The organism is Pantoea sp. LS15, from assembly GCF_012241585.1.
Lineage (GTDB): Bacteria > Pseudomonadota > Gammaproteobacteria > Enterobacterales > Enterobacteriaceae > Enterobacter.
This window is the reverse complement of record NZ_JAAVXA010000001.1, coordinates 628643-643593: the sequence shown is the minus strand read 5'-3', so window position 1 is coordinate 643593 and position 14951 is coordinate 628643. Positions and strand designations below refer to the sequence as shown.

Annotated in this window: 12 protein-coding genes and 2 pseudogenes; 10 read left to right on the top strand and 4 right to left on the bottom strand. The window is 51.2% G+C overall.

Annotation, left to right across the window (positions count from 1 at the left end; translation table 11 throughout):
• Nucleotides 1–81: 81 nt before the first annotated feature.
• The 3 genes and pseudogenes from HED65_RS22605 to HED65_RS02970 all read left to right on the top strand — a co-directional run.
• Nucleotides 82–222: pseudogene (locus HED65_RS22605) on the top strand (amidohydrolase family protein); the annotation flags it as partial.
• Nucleotides 223–580: 358 nt separating this feature from the next.
• Nucleotides 581–2557, top strand: a complete 1977-nt coding sequence (locus HED65_RS02975; RefSeq protein ID WP_114977373.1) for an alkyl/aryl-sulfatase — start codon at nt 581–583, stop codon at nt 2555–2557.
• Between the two features lie 155 nt (nt 2558–2712).
• Nucleotides 2713–2868, top strand: a pseudogene (locus HED65_RS02970) (M3 family metallopeptidase); the annotation flags it as partial.
• A gap of 43 nt (nt 2869–2911) precedes the next feature.
• Here the strand turns inward: HED65_RS02970 and HED65_RS02965 are convergent.
• On the bottom strand, nt 2912–3583 hold the full coding sequence (locus HED65_RS02965) for an MgtC family protein (protein WP_114977372.1): 672 nt from the start codon (nt 3581–3583) through the stop codon (nt 2912–2914).
• A 453-nt stretch (nt 3584–4036) separates the two neighbouring features.
• Between HED65_RS02965 and HED65_RS02960 the strand changes: the two genes are divergently transcribed.
• Complete coding sequence (locus tag HED65_RS02960) at nt 4037–5245, top strand: MFS transporter (RefSeq protein WP_114977371.1); 1209 nt, start codon at nt 4037–4039, stop codon at nt 5243–5245.
• Nucleotides 5246–5287: 42 nt separating this feature from the next.
• Here HED65_RS02960 and HED65_RS02955 read toward each other — a convergent pair whose 3' ends face one another.
• Nucleotides 5288–6277, bottom strand: coding sequence for a 2-hydroxyacid dehydrogenase (locus tag HED65_RS02955; protein ID WP_114977370.1), 990 nt, complete (start codon nt 6275–6277; stop codon nt 5288–5290).
• 361 nt (nt 6278–6638) lie between these two features.
• Between HED65_RS02955 and HED65_RS02950 the strand changes: the two genes are divergently transcribed.
• The 5 genes from HED65_RS02950 (at nt 6639) to HED65_RS02930 (ending at nt 11082) form a co-directional block, all read left to right on the top strand.
• Complete coding sequence (locus tag HED65_RS02950; RefSeq protein ID WP_114977369.1) at nt 6639–7394, top strand: DUF4225 domain-containing protein; 756 nt, start codon at nt 6639–6641, stop codon at nt 7392–7394.
• A gap of 2 nt (nt 7395–7396) precedes the next feature.
• Nucleotides 7397–7720, top strand: coding sequence for a hypothetical protein (locus HED65_RS02945; RefSeq protein ID WP_114977368.1), 324 nt, complete (start codon nt 7397–7399; stop codon nt 7718–7720).
• Between the two features lie 209 nt (nt 7721–7929).
• Nucleotides 7930–10569 (top strand): YdbH family protein, encoded by a 2640-nt coding sequence (locus tag HED65_RS02940; protein WP_114977367.1) that lies wholly within the window; start codon nt 7930–7932, stop codon nt 10567–10569.
• A complete protein-coding gene (locus HED65_RS02935) occupies nt 10566–10757 on the top strand; it encodes a YnbE family lipoprotein (RefSeq protein ID WP_114977366.1) in 192 nt (63 codons plus the stop codon). The genes HED65_RS02940 and HED65_RS02935 overlap by 4 nt, the downstream gene beginning before the upstream one ends.
• A gap of 7 nt (nt 10758–10764) precedes the next feature.
• The gene (locus HED65_RS02930) at nt 10765–11082 is read left to right on the top strand and encodes a YdbL family probable chaperone protein (protein ID WP_028017556.1); all 318 of its coding nucleotides are present in this window, start codon (nt 10765–10767) and stop codon (nt 11080–11082) included.
• On the opposite strand, the gene feaR is transcribed toward HED65_RS02930, so the two are convergent.
• Complete coding sequence (gene feaR / locus HED65_RS02925; protein ID WP_114977468.1) at nt 11083–11991, bottom strand: transcriptional regulator FeaR; 909 nt, start codon at nt 11989–11991, stop codon at nt 11083–11085.
• A gap of 241 nt (nt 11992–12232) precedes the next feature.
• On the opposite strand from feaR, the gene HED65_RS02920 reads away from it, so the two are divergent.
• Complete coding sequence (locus HED65_RS02920) at nt 12233–13732, top strand: aldehyde dehydrogenase family protein (protein WP_114977365.1); 1500 nt, start codon at nt 12233–12235, stop codon at nt 13730–13732.
• A gap of 39 nt (nt 13733–13771) precedes the next feature.
• Here the strand turns inward: HED65_RS02920 and HED65_RS02915 are convergent, their stop codons facing one another.
• A complete protein-coding gene (locus HED65_RS02915; RefSeq protein ID WP_114977364.1) occupies nt 13772–14878 on the bottom strand; it encodes a GGDEF domain-containing protein in 1107 nt (368 codons plus the stop codon).
• Between the last annotated feature and the right edge of the window lie 73 nt (nt 14879–14951).

Below are 14951 nucleotides of genomic sequence, written 5' to 3'. Positions count from 1 at the left end.
GTCTGATTTTTTTTCCCAAAAAACTCATCCAAAATTCCTCCCCAAAATGAATCCTTAAATTCTGCGAAATTTGCAGGAGGATATCCGAACGGAAACACCTTCGGCACGGTGGTATATGCCACGGAACGCAGCAACATTGATACCGTCATGATTGGCGGGCGTAATGCTAAACAGAATGGCAAGGTCGTCGGTGTCGACACCGTGCGCCTTCATGCAGCAATTGTTGTATTCCATTCTCTCGATATTTCTTATTGGTTTTAAATATGTGTTTGTAATCACAATATCAATTATCAAAAAACATTTTTTAAATTAGTGGTTGTAGTTGAAAGTGACACTTTAAAATATTTCTCTGATGAGTATTACGCAGTTTTTTCCGAACGTACATCAAGTAATAACAGTTGCTTGCGAATAGTTCAATGGCTTAATGATTGCGCGTAGTTCATGTCAACAGAAAATCAATTTTTTTCTGTGCAAATCAAACTTGCTAATTATGTTACACGGATTATATTTATTCCTGACTTCATTCATTAAAATATTTTTTACAAATCCAACGTACACAGTAGACCGTCGAGAGGTTTTGATGAAATTCAACATGATAGTGAGGAGCCTTGCCTTAGCAGGTATTCTGGGCTCAGTTAGTATGCCTCTTTTGGCTGCTGAGGCATCGAAAGACGCAACAGCACCTACGCAACAAGCTAACAATGCCTTATATAATCAACTTCCTTTCTCCGATAACACTGATTTCACCAATGCTCACAAAGGATTTATCGCCCCACTTCCACAAGAAGTCATCAAGGGGGAACAAGGAAACGTAATTTGGAACCCGCAACAATATTCTTTTATTAAAGAGGGTGATAAAGCCCCCGATACAGTCAACCCCAGTTTGTGGCGTCAATCACAGTTGATTAATATTAGCGGTCTTTTTGAAGTCACCGAAGGTGTTTATCAGATCCGAAATCTTGACCTGTCGAATATGACCATCATCGAAGGTAAAGAAGGTATTACCGTTGTTGACCCGCTGGTTTCGGCAGAAACGGCGAAAGTCGGTATGGATCTTTATTTCAAAAATCGTGGCAAGAAACCTGTCGTAGCAATCATTTATACCCACAGCCATGTTGACCATTACGGCGGCGTACGTGGCGTGGTGGATGAAGCTGATGTTAAATCCGGTAAAGTGAAAGTCTACGCTCCGGCTGGATTTATGGAAGCGGCCGTTGCCGAGAATATCATGGCGGGTAACGTAATGAGCCGCCGCGCCAGCTATATGTATGGCAACCTGCTGAAACCAGATGCTAAAGGACAGGTAGGCGCGGGACTTGGTACCACTACCTCCGCCGGAACGGTAACGCTGATTACTCCAACCAATATCATTGAGAAAGATGGCCAGAAAGAAATTATAGACGGCCTGACCTACGACTTTATGCTCGCCCCGGGGTCTGAAGCACCCTCAGAAATGCTTTGGTATATCGAAGAGAAAAAACTCATCGAATCAGCTGAGGATGTGACTCACACTCTGCACAACACCTATTCGCTGCGTGGTGCGAAAATCCGCGAGCCGCTGCCGTGGTCGAAATATATCAACCAGGCGATTGTGTGCTGGGGTGATAAAGCTGAAATTATCATGGCACAGCACCACTGGCCGACCTGGGGCAATGAAAACGTAGTTAAACTGCTGAAAAGCCAGCGTGACCTCTATCGTTATATCAACGACCAGACGCTACGTATGGCGAACGAAGGGCTGACGCGTGACGAAATCGCCGCTAACTTCAAGCTCCCAGACTCACTGGCGCATACATGGGCTAACCGTGGCTACTACGGTTCTGTGAGCCACGACGTTAAAGCCACATATGTGCTTTATTTGGGCTGGTTTGACGGCAACCCGGCAACGCTGGATGAACTGCCTCCAGAAGAAAGTGCGAAGAAATTTGTTGAGTATATGGGCGGTGCGGATGCAATCCTGAGCAAGGCAAAAACCGATTTCGATCAGGGGAACTATCGCTGGGTAGCTCAGGTGGTGAGCAAAGTGGTCTTTGCTGACCCGAACAACCAGACCGCGCGAAATCTGGAAGCCGATGCGCTGGAACAGCTTGGGTATCAGGCTGAATCTGGCCCGTGGCGTAACTTCTACCTGACTGGCGCGCAAGAGTTGCGTAATGGTGTGGTAAAAGGGCCGACACCTAATACCGCCAGTCCGGATACTGTTCGCGCGATGACGCCAGAGATGTTCTTTGACTATCTTGCTGTACATATCAACGGTCAAAAAGCAGGCGATGCTAAATCGGTGTTTAACATCGATCTGGGCAGCGACGGTGGCAAGTACAAGCTTGAGCTGGAGAACGGGGTATTGAACCACACCGCAAACGCCGAAGCTAAAGATGCAGACGCCACCATTACCCTCAACCGCGACACGCTTAACAAAATTATCCTGAAAGAGGTTACGCTCAAGCAAGCCCAGGACAGCGGAGATGTGAAAATTTCTGGTGATGGTGCGAAACTCGACGCTATGCTCGGGTATATGGATAAATTTGATTTCTGGTTCAATATCGTTACACCATAAAACCTTACCCTGCGGGAGATATATCTCGCAGGGTTATTATTTCCATGGGTTGTCAATCGTCATTTGATTTTCTGGTGCTGGATGAAAACCGATATGTCACTGCAAAACGAACCATTCACTTTTAGAGATCTTCCGACATACTGATTATGTCCTCTGAGGAGATCAGTTTAACCCGTGAAAACGGGCAAAAATTCCGTGATGCGATTTTATCTCGTGGGAATAGTACGGATTTAGCTGAACTATATCGTAACTGGCGTGGGCACGATCCAAAGATTGAGCCGATGCTGAAACATCGCAGTCTGGATGTCTGAGCCAGTAAGTGAAATGATAACCGGGCGCACGGCCCGGTTTGTTTTATATTGCATGACAGCTTACGGAAGCGATAATTTTATTCCCACCCATATTACCCATAATCAAATCGAGTAATTTCCGGTATTCCTCCCGTGTAATTACTTCAGCCCGAATTTCGGTGGTTCCTTCTGTTTTCGCAGTCGTTGAATAAATGGCTTTCAGGCTTAACGTCAGCTCTTGCGCCATATTGACGACATTCTGCCGTACTGCATCTTCATGCTCATCATTGCAGGTAACTTTGAGAACATAGCATTTTTCACCTTCATGAAGCGCGGGGAGTTGATTAATCCGCTGTGCGGCTTCGCGAAGCAATATGTTAGCGCAAAGGATAATTAAACTTGCCATCGCGGCATTCCAGAATTGACCTAATCCACATAGCACCCCAATGCCGGCAGAGCACCACAGCGTTGCAGCGGTATTCAGACCCCGAATATTCATCCCTTCACGCATAATGACACCCGCGCCGAGAAATCCAATCCCGGAGACGATCTGTGCCGCGATGCGCCCGGGGCTATCGGGTGACGTCGATACGGAACTTAAAATAAACACTGCCGCGCCTGTAGCAACCAGTGCATTGGTACGAAGCCCGGCCATACGCTGGCGCCATTGTCTTTCTGCGCCAATAATTGCGCCCAGCAGCATTGCTGCGAGCAGATGTGAGATATAAGGGAACATCAGCCTGTCGCCTGTTTACGTTATTAAATACTAAACGTCAGTGCTAAAGCACAATATGACGTCATTTAAATACTACGTATTTTCAGAGCGATGGTGGCGGGAAGAGTGAATGTGTAAACATGAACATAGCGATTACCCACATTTATAGCGGTTCTTAATGTGCCGGGATGCAATCGCGTTGAAGAGATTGCTGCCCACCGTTCAGGCAAGCAGCGGGAATTCGCGCTAGCTTACCTTCGTATCATATATAAAGTGACTTTCCAACGAAGGACTCCTGTGTAAATTTATCGCCAGTATAATAAGGCTTGATAATGAGTAAAGCGAAAAAACAACGTTCGTTATGAATTGTTTAAGTTCGGGGAAAAGATTTTTTTGATGTCATCTCATTTTCACCGATACCCGGTATACTCCATTGTGATTTTAACAGGCATGTATCATGCAAAGGAAAGCAGTATGTCTCTTCGTTCACTGCGGGCGCTATGCCTGACAAGTTTTTTCATTGCAGATGTCCGCGATGGACTCGGCCCTTTTCTCGGTATTTTTCTGACCGAACGCCACTGGACCCCCGATGATATCGGCATATTGATGACGGCCGGAGGATTGGCTGGATTACTGGCCACGTTGCCGGCGGGATTCATCACCGATACCTCGCGCAGTAAGCGGTCCGTGCTGGCACTGGTGTGCCTGCTCATCACCCTCAGTACGCTCCTGCTCTGGTTTAGCCAGCAGAGCGGGGTTGTTGCCGTTTCGCAAATTGTCAGCGGTATCTGTGCGGCGTTTGTGGGGCCGCTGATCGCCGGGATAACGCTTGGGTTGACCGGCCAGAGCGGGTTCAGTGCGCAGATGGGCAAAAATGAGGCGTTTAATCATGCGGGTAACTTTATGACCGCCCTGATAGCTGGCGGTATCGCCTGGTACTGGGGCGTCGGCGGGATTTTCCTGCTGATGACCTGCACGACGCTGCTCACGCTCTGCGCGCTGTTTATCATTCGCAATAAGGATATTGATAACAACGCCGCGCGGGGGTTGCCATCTTCAGTGAAGCAACCGGTTCCCGGTTTTGCAGTGCTGCTTAAAAAGCGAGTGCTTTTTGTTACCGGGCTTACGCTTCTGCTGTTCCATCTGGCGAACGCGGCACTGCTGCCAATGCTGAGTATGAGGGTTGCCGCAGCACCTGCCTCAATCAATCCCGGTTTGTTCGCGGCTGGCACCGTCATCATCTCTCAGGCCGTGATGATTCCCGTCGCCATCTGGGTTGCACACCGAACAGAGCGCTACGGTTACTGGCGCTTAATTATGCTGGCGCTGCTGGTTATGCCAGTACGCGCGGCGCTGGCGGCATCCACCGATGCGCCGTTAATGATGATCCCGGTACAAATTCTCGACGGACTGGCAGCCGGGATCCTGGGTGTCGCGGTACCGTCGTTTATTGTGGTGCTGTTGCGCGGGAGTGGTCACGTCAATGCCGGACAGAGTGTGGTGATGCTGATGCAGGGGATTGGGGCATCCATGAGTCCAGCGTTAACTGGCATGATTGCCGGTCATTACTCTTTTGCGACGGCATTCAGCGTACTGAGCGCGATTGCACTGATGGCCGTCCTGCTCTGGTGGCGCTTTGCTCATCGGTCATGGGAAACTGACCGCGCACCAGACAGCGTGTAGGTTTTTGGCCGGGCAGGGCGTCGCCCACCCGGCACAGGTGGTTTACACTATCGCGTTAGGGCAGTCTTCACCCTCTTCCAGCTGCTGCAAATTCCCCAGCGTGGTTTCCGAAATGCTGATCAACGCTTCGGCAGTCAGAAACGCCTGGTGTCCAGTGAACAGAACGTTATGGCATGCGGAAAGGCGACGGAAGACGTCGTCCTGAATCACATCATTAGACTTGTCTTCAAAGAACAGATCGCGTTCGTTTTCATACACGTCCATCCCCAGCGCACCAATTTTCTGCGTTTTTAGCGCTTCGATGGCGGCCTGAGAGTCAATCAACCCGCCGCGGCTGGTGTTGATGATCATCACGCCATCTTTCATCTGGTCAAATGCCGCCTGGTTGAGCAGGTGGTAGTTTTCCGGTGTCAGCGGGCAGTGCAGGGAGATCACGTCAGACTGTGATAACAGGGTCGACAGGTCAACATATTCGACGCCCAGTTCCAGCGCAGCAGCGCTTGGGTAGGGATCAAACGCCAGCAGACGCATGCCAAAACCTTTCAGAATACGCAGGGCAGCCACGCCAATTTTACCTGTTCCGATCACGCCAGCGGTTTTGCCATACATGGTAAAGCCAGTCAGCCCTTCTAGCGAGAAGTTGGCATCACGGGTACGCTGATAAGCGCGATGAATACGACGGTTCAGGGACATCATCATGCCAATAGCATGCTCTGCGACCGCTTCCGGAGAGTAAGCCGGGACGCGTACCACCTTCAGCCCTAACTCTTTCGCCGCGTCGAGATCCACATTGTTGAAGCCCGCGCAGCGCAGGGCGATGTATTTCACACCCTGTTTTTTCAACTCTTCCAGCACCGGACGACTACCGTCATCATTTACAAAAATGCAGACGCCTTCACAGCCGTGCGCCGTTTTAGCGGTTTTTTCGGACAGCAGAAAGTCGAAAAATTCAAGCTCAAACCCGTAAGCCTCGTTAACATGTTGCAGATACTTTTTGTCGTACTGCTTTGTGCTATATACCGCGAGTTTCATAAGACTTTCTCCAGTGATTTTGCATTCACGTTAGCATGATTAAAATTATCTTACAATTTATAAAATATTATTTAATTCAATAAGTTCTATCAATTATTCTAGAACATACACACACCCTAACTCCATGATATTCATATTCAACACTTCATTAAGTGGGCGTTTTACCTTGGGTATGCCTGTTAGTCCTAACGTAGGGGGCGATGATCGGAGCTTAAGTCACCAAAAGTGATTGTGTTTGTGTAAACGGTTTAACAAGGCATGAAAATGTGATGGCAGCTTAGCTGTTGATATGATGGAGTTCTTTGAATGTCTCCGTATCGAAGTTAATATTATTATCGTTTAAAAAAGGCAGGGAGGTCTTGTGTACAACCATAACCGGGATAAAAATCAGTTCGAGAAGAAAGCGCAGGAGATTGATAATCTTGCACAGCGAATTGCCACAAAGCATTTACTTTATGGCACCGCTGGCATGTTTTTTGAGATACAACAACTTGTTGGCCAAGTCAGAAGGGAAATTGAATCGCGTTGCCTTACATGGTCAGGTGGCACTCAAATTCTTGAAGAACAGATCCATCATCTCAAAGAGCAAGATGATTTGCTTACCTTCAATAGAGCTAAGGCTTTCATTATCGTTGAAAACAATCGGACAACAACAACGACCTTAGCGCTTAAACAAATAGGTTTTGTTGCCGGCGGAGTTCAGGTTTATGGAGGAGCCAGTTTATGTGTCGGTTCTTTGGGTCTTGCTTGCGCTGCATATGGTACACCTATGATTGCTCATGGGCTTAATAACATGTACGAGAATGGATACTATCTTCTTTATCGTGAAGATCGAACAGGGACTCTAAGAGATGCGTATCGTTATGCGGCTGCAAAGCTTGGATACGGAAATAATGAAGCTGATATGGCCTATGGTGTCGTTGATATTTCATTATCGGCATACGGTGCGGGTAGGCGAGTTCTGACGCCCAGAGAGAAATCATGGAGTCTGTTTCGCAACATCGAATCCGATTATATTAGAGGCTGGCAAGAGGCCTCAAAAACCGCAATGGCTCTGGACTTGACCAGTGGAAGCGTTACGGGTTGGCAGATGTACCAGATTGCTAAAGAGAATTGATTATGTCGCAACAGTTTGAATTGTCATTGACCCCTCCCATTTGGCCCGCAATTTACTACTTTGCAGTATCTATTGCGATTTTCTTCTTATTGTACCTGGGCAAGTTAAAGGTGAATAAGTTACGCAAATACCCTCTCTTCATTGCATATTCATTGTTCGTGATAGCAATTGCGGCCATTCAGATTAACATTTTTGCTAACGGTCATGATTTTGTGAATGGTTTTTTACATATTGATTTTGACCCCTGGCGATATGACCTGGTGTATTGGGGATCCTTAGTTTTTGCCATGCTTTACCTGCTGGCGATGCCCCGGAACAGGTATTAGCTTCGCAACTTCCTGTTTACACCTGAATTTATGCGTAACCTGTTGAATATCAAATAGCTTCTTTAGATTACGCATAATAAAAATTCTACAGCATAACGTTATAGCATCTATCCTTAAATTGTCGTTAACTTCAACTCAAGCGCGAAACATGCGACAATGATCGGCAATGTCGGCTTAATTCTTTCGCTAAATCAGGATATTAACTGCCCATGAAGGGTAAATACAAAGCCGCAATTGCGCTTTTACTTCTATTCATTCTCTTGCCGCTGACGCTGCTGATGACGCTCGCCCAGTGGGTTCCGACACTTGCCGGTATCTGGCTGCCTGTCGGGACACGTATCGCTTTTGAACAAAGCCCCAAAATCACCCGCCACGCGCTGGTCATTCCCGATGTTAGCTATCTGGTTGAAGACTGTGAGATCGCCCGGGTCGATAACGTGACGCTGTCACGTCCAAGCCGCTGGAAACTGGATATCAGCGCGCTTGAGCTTAATTCCGTGTGTTTCAGCAAAATTCCTCAGTCTGCGCCATCAACGGTTGCCCCCAAAACGCTGGCCCAGTGGCAGGCGGTTTTGCCAAAGACCTGGATCACCGTTCATCGTCTGACGCTATCGCCCTGGCAACAATGGCAAGGTGAGCTTCATGCCTCGCTGACGCCAGCCATCCAGGAGATAACCTATAAAGGCGAGCAGGTCAGTATTAAGGGGAAACTACGTGGACAGATGCTTTCAGTCAGCCAGTTCGATGTGCAGCTTCCCGATCAGCCTCAACCCATAAAACTGGTGGGCGAGTTCACTCTGCCGCTGGTTCCCGATGGCGTGCCAGTGAAAGGCCACGCGGTCGCGACCTTTAACGTGCCACAGCTTACCTCGCTGGTCGATGCCGATCTGGACTGGGAAGAAAATCAGGGGCAATTGCTGGTAATGGCGCGTGATAACCCCGATCCGCTACTTGATTTACCCTGGCAAATCACGGCACAACAGCTGAACATCAGCGACGGGCGCTGGAACTGGAACCTTTCCGGTATGCCGATGAGTGGTCGCGTCGGTCTTCGCGTGGATAACTGGCAGCAGGGGCTGGAAAAAGCCACCTTTACCGGACGCCTCAATGTCCTGACTCACGGTGATGCCGGGAAGGGTAACGCCGTGCTAAATCTTGGACCGGGCAGGCTCAGCCTGGAAAACAGCGACATGCCGCTTCATCTGAGCGGGGAAGCCAAACAGGACGACCTGGTGCTTTACGCCAAACTCCCGGCCAGACTAACCGGCGGCCTGAACGATCCTCAACTCGCCTTTGAGCCGGGAGCGTTACTGCGCTCGCGCGGTCGCATCATTGATTCGCTGGATATCGACGAAATCCGCTGGCCACTGGCAGGCGTCAAGCTCACGCCAAAAGGTGTCGATGGACGTTTACAGGCCATCCTGCGGGCGCATGAAAACGAGATGGGTGATTTCGAACTTCACCTGGATGGTCAGGCTAACGACTTTTTACCCGATAACGGTCTGTGGCAGTGGCGCTACTGGGGGAAAGGGGGTTTTACGCCGATGAATGCGCGCTGGGATGTCGCCGGGAAAGGTGAATGGCGTGACAAACTCATTGAGCTGACGGCGCTCTCTACCGGTTTTGACAAACTTCAGTACGGCACCATGGAGGTCAGCAAACCACGTCTGGTATTGGATAATCCGGTACGCTGGTACCGTGACCCCGATAAACCGTCCTTCAGCGGCGCGCTATCGCTCAACGCAGGGCAAACCCGTTTCTCCGGTGGAAGCGTGTTACCGCCGTCGGTACTGACCTTTAGCGTCGACGGGACAGACCCAACGATTTTCCAGTTCAAGGGCGACCTCCATGCAGACAAAATTGGCCCGGTACAGGTGAATGGTCGGTGGGATGGTCAGCGTCTTCGCGGGCAGGCCTGGTGGCCAAAACAGTCGCTTACCGTATTTCAGCCGCTGATCCCGCCAGACTGGAAAATGACGCTGCGTGACGGGGAACTCTATGCGCAGGTCGCTTTCTCAGCGGCGGCCGATCAGGGTTTTGAAGCCGGTGGGCACGGCGTGCTGAAGTCTGGTAGTGTCTGGATGCCGGATAACCAGATCAATGGCGTCGATTTTGTGCTGCCATTTCGTTTCAGCGAAGGGACCTGGTCCCTGGGCACGCGCGGTCCGGTAACGTTGCGCATAGATGAAGTGGAAAACCTGGTCACCGCACGAAATATCACGGCGGATCTCCAGGGGGACTACCCCTGGACCGAGGAAAACCCACTCCTGCTCACCAACGTGAAGGTGGAAACCCTCGGCGGGAAAATCACCATGCAGCAACTGAGGATGCCGCAACACGATCCGGCCTTGCTGCGCGTAGACAATATCTCTTCCAGCGAACTGATTAGCGCCGTCAATCCGAAACAGTTTGCCATGTCAGGCCCGGTAAGCGGGGCGCTACCGTTCTGGCTGGACAATGAAAAATGGATCATCAAAGATGGCTGGCTCAGCAACCCAGGGCCCATGACGCTGCGTATCGACAAAGATACTGCTGATGCCATTGTGAACGATAATATGGTCGCGGGTGCCGCGATTAACTGGCTCCGCTATATGGAAATTTCGCGTTCGTGGACGAGAATCAATTTAGATAACCTGGGGCAATTAACCATGCAGGCCACCATCAAGGGGACCAGCCGTGTCGATGGCAAAAGCAGCACCGTCAACCTGAACTATACCCATGACGAGAATCTCTTTACCCTCTGGCGCAGCCTGCGTTTTGGAGACAACCTGCAAACCTGGTTTGAGCAGCACGCGGCGATACCCGGTCCCCGCAGTTCGACTGGCAAGGAAAGTGAGGAACAACAATGAAAAAGATGGCTGGTGTACTCACCGTTGCCGTTGCCGCGCTACTGAGTGGCTGTACGCCGCGCATTGAAGTCGCGGCACCGAAAGAGCCGATTACCATCAATATGAATGTCAAAATCGAACATGAGATCCACATTAAGGTCGATAAAGACGTTGAAACTCTGCTGAAATCGCGCAGCGATCTGTTCTGAGGACGCCATGAAACGATTAGCTCTGATTTTACTGGCACTGGGGATGAACGTGCAGGCGGCTGCGCTCACCTTAAATGATGCCCGGGCGCAGGGGCGTGTAGGGGAAACCCTGAGCGGGTATCTTGCCCCGATCCAACAGGATGCGGAAACGCTGGCGCTGGTTAACCGTATCAATGCCGCGCGCACGGAAAACTACCAGAAGCTGGCTGACAGCAATAATTTACCGGTCGATGAAGTGGCGAAAATGGCGGGACAAAAACTGGTTGCCCGTGCTCAACCCGGCGAGTATGTGAAGGGCATTAACGGAAAATGGCTGAAAAAATAGTTAGCGGTAGCGCTTGCGGTATTCACCTGGCGAGACGCCAAAACGCTGCTTAAACGCCGTGGAAAAATGGCTATGGTCGGTAAATCCCCAGCTGTAGCCAATCCCCGCCAGCTTTTCGTCATCACTGGTAGAGCGTAGCACCTGCGCGCACAGATCCAGACGACGGTTTTTAATGTACTGTGCCACCACCAGTCCTTTCTCGGCAAACATGCGGTAGAGGCTGCGCACGGACATACCGCTTTCGGCGGCAATCCATTCCGGGCGCAGAGATTCAGACTGAATATGCTCGTCAATCAGCGCCACCACATGCTGGAACTGACGTTCTTTACGCGGCTGAATCAACTCTCGCTGCTGGAAAGCGGGGCGCAACAGGCAGACCATCGCTTCGAGTGCTGCTTCACTTTCCCTGTCACTCAGATCAGCATTGTTCATACTTTCCATCAACAGACGATGACTCAGCTGTACTGTTGGCAACGAACGGGAAAGGGTAAGCGCGCAGCTGATCTCCTGAAACCGACACTGCTGTTCAATAATCTGACGGGGTACCAGTAGTGAAATCTGGCGGGATTTTTCCTGCCAGTTGATTGAGCAGGGACGTGATGCGTCAAGCAGCGTGATATCACCGGTTTTAAGCACAGAGCGCCGGTCATCCTGTTCGATTTCCGCGCTGCCTTCAAGCTGGAACACGGTATAGAACCAGGCATCATTACTCTGTGTGATTTCATGGCGGGAGCGGAACAGGTTAACGCCGCCTGCGGTAACGGTACTGAGCTTCAGGCTGCGCGCGTAGCTGGTTTCCAGTTCCCCGAAGAATTTTCCCTCCAGAGGACGCGCGTTAAAGCGTCCGCAAACCTGGTTAATTTGCGCCAGCCACTGCTGATACTGTTCCTGCTCACTTGCACACGCCATCGTTTCTCTCACTGCGCCGTCAACGTTTTTGCATTGTTGCATTTGTGTTGCATTTTGTCAGAGCTATGAGGCTGACTATAGGAAAGAACACTCACCGGGAACAGCGATATAAGGCGGAATTATCACGATTTGCGGAGCCTGTCACAGGTGGCAAAGCGAATGTCACACAGACAAAAGCGAGAATGCGAAACCCCTCTTAGACTGGATTAACACCCGACGAATAATAACGAAGGAGTACCCTATGTCTGAATCACTGGTGGCAATCCAACCTGCTGTGCAGCAGTTTTTAGACCGACATCATGGCCTGTGGATTGAAGGGCGTCAGGCCGCGTCAGACAGTGAAAAGCGGCTGAATGTCTACAACCCGGCTACGGGCGAGGTGATTGCCTCGACTGCCGATGCCAGCGTTGACGATGTTGACCGGGCTGTGATGTCCGGTTGGCGTGCGTTTGTTGCCCGCAGTTGGGCCGGAAAATTACCGGCGGAACGCGAGCGGATCCTGCTCCATTTTGCCGATCTGGTTGAGCAACACAGTGAGGAGTTGGCTCAGCTTGAAACGCTGGAGCAGGGCAAATCCATTAACATTTCCCGCGCTTTTGAAGTTGGCTGCACCCTGAACTGGATGCGCTATACCGCAGGGTTGACCACCAAAATCGCGGGCAAAACGCTGGACCTCTCCATCCCATTGCCACAGGGGGCACGCTATCAGGCCTGGACACGCAAAGAGCCCGTTGGCGTGGTAGCCGGAATTGTACCGTGGAACTTCCCGCTGATGATCGGGATGTGGAAAGTGATGCCTGCGCTGGCAGCGGGCTGTTCCATTGTGATTAAACCGTCAGAAACCACGCCGCTGACCATGCTGCGTGTGGCGGAACTGGCCAGCGAAGCGGGCATCCCGGACGGGGTGTTCAACGTGGTTACCGGGAGCGGCGCGGTGTGTGGCGCAGCGTTGACCTCGCATCCGCACATTGCGAAAGTGAGTTTTACCGGTTCAACGGCAACGGGTAAGCAAATTGCCCGCACAGCGGCGGACACGTTAACCGGGGTGACTCTGGAACTCGGCGGGAAAAACCCGGCCATCGTGCTGAAAGATGCCGACCCTGCATGGGTGATCGAAGGCCTGATGACTGGCAGCTTCCTGAACCAGGGACAGGTCTGTGCGGCGAGCTCCCGCATCTATATTGAAGCGCCGCTGTTTGACACGCTGGTCAGCGGGTTTGAACAGGCGGTGAAATCACTGAGCGTGGGGCCGGGCATGTCGCCGGAATCCTTTATTAACCCGCTGGTTTCGCGTGCGCATTGCGATAAGGTGCAGACTTTCCTCGATGAAGCGAAGTCCCGTCATGCGGAACTGATCACCGGTAACCGTGGCCCGGAAGGTAAAGGCTATTATGTTTCACCAACGCTGGTGGTGAACCCGGATGCCGCGCTGCGGCTCACCCGTGAAGAGGTCTTTGGCCCGGTGGTCAACCTGGTGCGAGTGGCCGATGGAGAAGAAGCCCTACAGCTGGCAAACGACACTGAGTATGGCCTGACGGCCAGCGTCTGGACGCAGAATATCAGCAAGGCGCTGGAATATACCGACAGGCTGCAGGCAGGCACTGTCTGGGTAAACAGCCATACCCTGATCGACGCCAACCTGCCGTTTGGCGGGATGAAACAGTCCGGCACCGGACGTGACTTTGGCCCGGACTGGCTGGACGGTTGGTGCGAAACGAAGTCGGTGTGTGTGCGGTATTAAAAAACAAGCCGGGTGGCGGCTACGCCTCACCCGGCTTTATTATCGTGACCATCGATCCCGCCCGGCCTCTTTCGCCCGATACAACGCCGCGTCAGCCCGGGCGATGATCTCGGGACCAGCCAGACCGTCTTCCATCCCCGCAATCCCCATACTGGCGGTGACAACCCCGCTAATCTTCGAGCCACTGTGCGGTATCGCGGCGGAATGCAGCTCTTCCTGAATGCGTAAAGCAACCTGTTCTGCCATGTTCTCAGGGCAGTCAAACAGGATCACCACAAACTCTTCACCACCGTAGCGAGAAACAACGTCGTGAGGTGTACGCACTGACTTTTTCAGCACCTGTGCCACCTGCGCCAGACAGTCGTCACCCGCCTGGTGGCCATAAGTGTCGTTGTAGAGTTTGAAATAATCGACATCCAGCATAATCAGTGAGAAGGCTTTTTTCTGATCAACCGCGTTTTCCAGCACGGTCTCCATCGCCCGGCGGTTTGCCGTCTGGGTTAACGCATCCAGATGCGCCAGCGCGTCCAGCCGCAGAATGAGTCGCTGATTCTGTTGGTTACGTCGCCAGGCTTCTTCAAACCAGCTCAGGAGGATAAAACGTCCGCAGATGAGGATCAGCGTAAAGACAGCCCAGAGCACTGCGAAGCGAATGTTAATTCCTTGATTGAGTATAAAACTGGATACAGGAAGCGCTATCCAGAGAGGGGACACAAAAGATAACAACCCGGACGGGTGAAAATAGAGCGCGGTCATTCCCGCCAGGATCAGAATAACGAAAATTGGCCATGCGTGCGGAATTTGCACGTCGCTTATGAGCCAGTAGCCACACATCGACCAGAGGAGGCTACAGGTGAACAGCACCACACTGATACCTGCGATACGCCGCCAGGCCATAATAATCAACGTTGATGAAAGGATAATGACACCCAACATTGACGCATCAACCATCAGCGAAAGCTGTTTTGAGGTACCTGTCAGGCCATCGATGTTTCCGAACAAAACGTTGCGCAGCAGGATCATCAGCGCAAAGCTCAGGTTCACAAAAGCCAGCCACGGCAGGTTCATTGCCAGGCCGTGGCGCACCATGGCCTGACGTGTTGGCCAGGTGGCTAGTTCGGGTGTGTAATTTTTTCTTTTTTCCATAAAGGTTGTTTACCCGTCCGGGGGCGTGAAGGTGAGATATCATTAACTATAAGCAGGCTGGATGAATCATCAA

Coding starts and splice junctions, on each gene's coding strand:
- HED65_RS02915 (WP_114977364.1), bottom strand. CDS start 14,878: ATGGAAAAAAGAAAAAATTACACACCCGAACTAGCCACCTGGCCAACA.
- HED65_RS02935 (WP_114977366.1), top strand. CDS start 10,566: ATGAAAAAGATGGCTGGTGTACTCACCGTTGCCGTTGCCGCGCTACTG.
- HED65_RS02975 (WP_114977373.1), top strand. CDS start 581: ATGAAATTCAACATGATAGTGAGGAGCCTTGCCTTAGCAGGTATTCTG.
- HED65_RS02955 (WP_114977370.1), bottom strand. CDS start 6,277: ATGAAACTCGCGGTATATAGCACAAAGCAGTACGACAAAAAGTATCTG.
- HED65_RS02945 (WP_114977368.1), top strand. CDS start 7,397: ATGTCGCAACAGTTTGAATTGTCATTGACCCCTCCCATTTGGCCCGCA.
- HED65_RS02960 (WP_114977371.1), top strand. CDS start 4,037: ATGTCTCTTCGTTCACTGCGGGCGCTATGCCTGACAAGTTTTTTCATT.
- HED65_RS02965 (WP_114977372.1), bottom strand. CDS start 3,583: ATGTTCCCTTATATCTCACATCTGCTCGCAGCAATGCTGCTGGGCGCA.
- HED65_RS02940 (WP_114977367.1), top strand. CDS start 7,930: ATGAAGGGTAAATACAAAGCCGCAATTGCGCTTTTACTTCTATTCATT.
- HED65_RS02920 (WP_114977365.1), top strand. CDS start 12,233: ATGTCTGAATCACTGGTGGCAATCCAACCTGCTGTGCAGCAGTTTTTA.
- feaR (WP_114977468.1), bottom strand. CDS start 11,991: ATGGCGTGTGCAAGTGAGCAGGAACAGTATCAGCAGTGGCTGGCGCAA.
- HED65_RS02930 (WP_028017556.1), top strand. CDS start 10,765: ATGAAACGATTAGCTCTGATTTTACTGGCACTGGGGATGAACGTGCAG.